The sequence below is a fragment of the Psychromonas sp. genome (assembly GCF_983033635.1).
In genome coordinates this window covers 1-2,537 of the sequence record NZ_CEZLMY010000296.1, presented here as the reverse complement: position 1 = coordinate 2,537, position 2,537 = coordinate 1, and the positions used below count along the sequence as shown (strand labels likewise).

At 38.7% G+C, this 2,537-nt stretch carries 2 protein-coding genes; both read right to left on the bottom strand.

Features of this window, described 5'->3' with window-relative positions; all coding sequences use genetic code 11:
- Positions 1–1,414 (bottom strand): tetratricopeptide repeat protein (locus tag AC4GME_RS18670; RefSeq protein WP_490380026.1); only part of this gene is annotated, 1,414 nt, incomplete at its 3' end.
- Positions 1,415–1,422: 8 nt separating this feature from the next.
- Positions 1,423–2,385: a type II secretion system F family protein gene (locus AC4GME_RS18665; protein WP_490380025.1), complete on the bottom strand. Its 963-nt coding sequence runs from the start codon at positions 2,383–2,385 to the stop codon at positions 1,423–1,425.
- Positions 2,386–2,537: the final 152 nt, after the last annotated feature.

The window sequence follows — 2,537 nt, the reverse complement described above, 5'->3', positions numbered from 1 at the left end:
CCTGAACTTTCGGTTCAGATTCTGGTGCGGTAACATCCATTGCCTGAACTTCCGACTCTGGTTCTGGTACGGCAACCTCCATAAGCTGAGCTTGCTGCTCTGGTTTTGCTGCTGCGACTTCCATACTCTGAACTTCCGGCTCTGATTCAGCGACTTTAATCGCTTGAGATTTCGGTTCTGATTCTGGTACAGAGACTTTAATAACCAGAACTTTCGCTTCTGATTCTGGTGCTGGGACTTCCATAACCTGAACTTCCGGCTCTGGTTTTGCTGCGGCGACTTCCATAACCTGAACTTTCGGTTTTGATTTTGGTTTCAATTTTAATTTTGATTTTGGTGCTGCAACTTCAATAGCCTTAGCTTCCGGTTCTGATTTTGGTGCAGCGACCTCCGCCCCCGGAGCCTCTTGCTGTAACAACCACAGCTCACGTTTTTTCATTTGCACCTGCTCTAAATTAGAATAGGCTTTTTGAAAATAACTTGGAGAGAGATCTATCGCTTTTTGAAAAAAGTACTCAGCTTCGTCCAAGCGCCCATCAAGCATAACAAAATATCCTAAATCGTTATAGGCAGCAAATTCGCTCATCACCTGTTTAAAGGTTTTAATGGCTCGGTTATATTGTCCTTTTCTGACATAAACCAAACCTAAATTAGTCCAAGCCCGTTTAAAATTCATATCTATATTAATTGATCGTCTAAAGTAACTTTCAGCCAACGTCAGTTGCCCAGTCAAGTAATAGGAGTAACCGATATTAGATAAAATACTCGCAGAGTTTTCATTAACATCTAATGCCAAGTTGTAATAAGTTCTAGCTAAATCAAAGTTACGATTCATATCCTCAATAACACCTGAAACATTATAAGATTTAATTGGAGATTCGTTATCTAGTGCATAGTAGCCAGTATCTTTCTTTCCGCCTAGCTCACTAAGACGTTTTTGATCGAGTAAAATTGCTTGTTGTAAGTGTCCCTGAGCTTGTTTATATTTCCGCTTTTCCATCAGGATAACACCCAAGCCTTGGTGAGCAGAAATCAGAGTCGGATCATTTTCGACTGCTTCTAAATAAGCTCGGACAGCTATCGATTTATTGCCCAGTTGATTATGAATATGGGCAATTCTAATTAATACCGCGGCGTTTTTAGGATCAAACTGTAACGTTTGAATATAGTAGTATAGCGCCTTATCTAAGTCACCTCTCTGCTCTGACTCTAAGGCTTTATCAAAAGCTTCTTCAGAAGTTTCAGAGGTCACCCCCTTTTGGGATGAAGCTCTGTTTCCAGATAAATCATTACGGGTAGATTCACCCAGATTGCTTTCGGGGTCTAGTGTCATATTGCAACTAATGAGCCCAAAGGATAATATCAAAATTATTGCTTTCATATAAAAACGGATTGTTACTATTTCCCTATTCATAAATTCTCCTAAAAGATTTTGTCCCACACAGCAAGTACTTTGAGAACCGCGGGTCCAACCGCAACAATAAAAAATGAAGGCCAAATACAAAACATCATCGGGAAAACCATTTTCACACCCAATTTTGCCGCTTTCTCCTCTGCCTCTTGTAACCTTTTGTCTCTATACTCATCGGCATAAACTCGTAAAGTATCGGCGATTCCGGTGCCGAGTTTTAAACTTTGCACAATTACCGAGTTTAACCCTCGGATATCTTCCAAACCAGTACGCTCAGAAAATTCATGCAATGCCTCTTGCATAGAATAGCCTACTCGAACTTTACTGCAGACTAAATTTAATTCATGGGATAGTTCCGGATGAGCATATTCAAGCTCAGTAGCGACTCTTTGCAGAGCTTCCAGCAAACCTAAACCCGCTTCACAACAAACAACTAATAAGTCTAATGCATCAGGGAAAAATCTGCGTAAATTGTCCATCCTTGAATTTGCAATATAGGTAAGAATCAGTCCAGGTAGTAAATAAGAAAGACCAACAATAAAAGCAAAAAGATAAACCGTGATTAACATGGAAAAGTCAGGGAATAGCTTATTAACAATGACAGCTGCTCCGATGGAAAGTAAAAACAGAGTTAATTTTAAAGAGTTGTATATCTTTAAAGAATTTTGAGAGTGAAAACCGGCATGAATCAATAACCGTTTGGTTTGTTTATCACCCATAAACTGTTTCTGTATAAAGGGAAGTTTTTCTAAGTTATGCTCTAATGACTTATTAAAAGAGTTAGTGACCTCTTGCTCTCCCTCTTTACCTATTTTATGTAATTTCGATTTAATCGGTGAATAGATCCCTGAAAAAAGCAAGGTTAATGATATGGCAAAAGTTATCCCTGTTATGGCTGCTATCAGGTAAAATATCCACTCTGCAGTTTGTGCGTTTTGAACCAAATTATTAATAAAAGCGAGTATATATTCCATAATTGTCTCTTTTTTTATATATCAATTTTTATCAGTTTACTTATCCACCAAATACCTAATAAAATCCCGATCCCGCCCCATTTTAATAAACCAATTCCATCAGGGGTACTGGTTAATGTTGCAACATAACCAGGAGAGGCGATATATAGCAC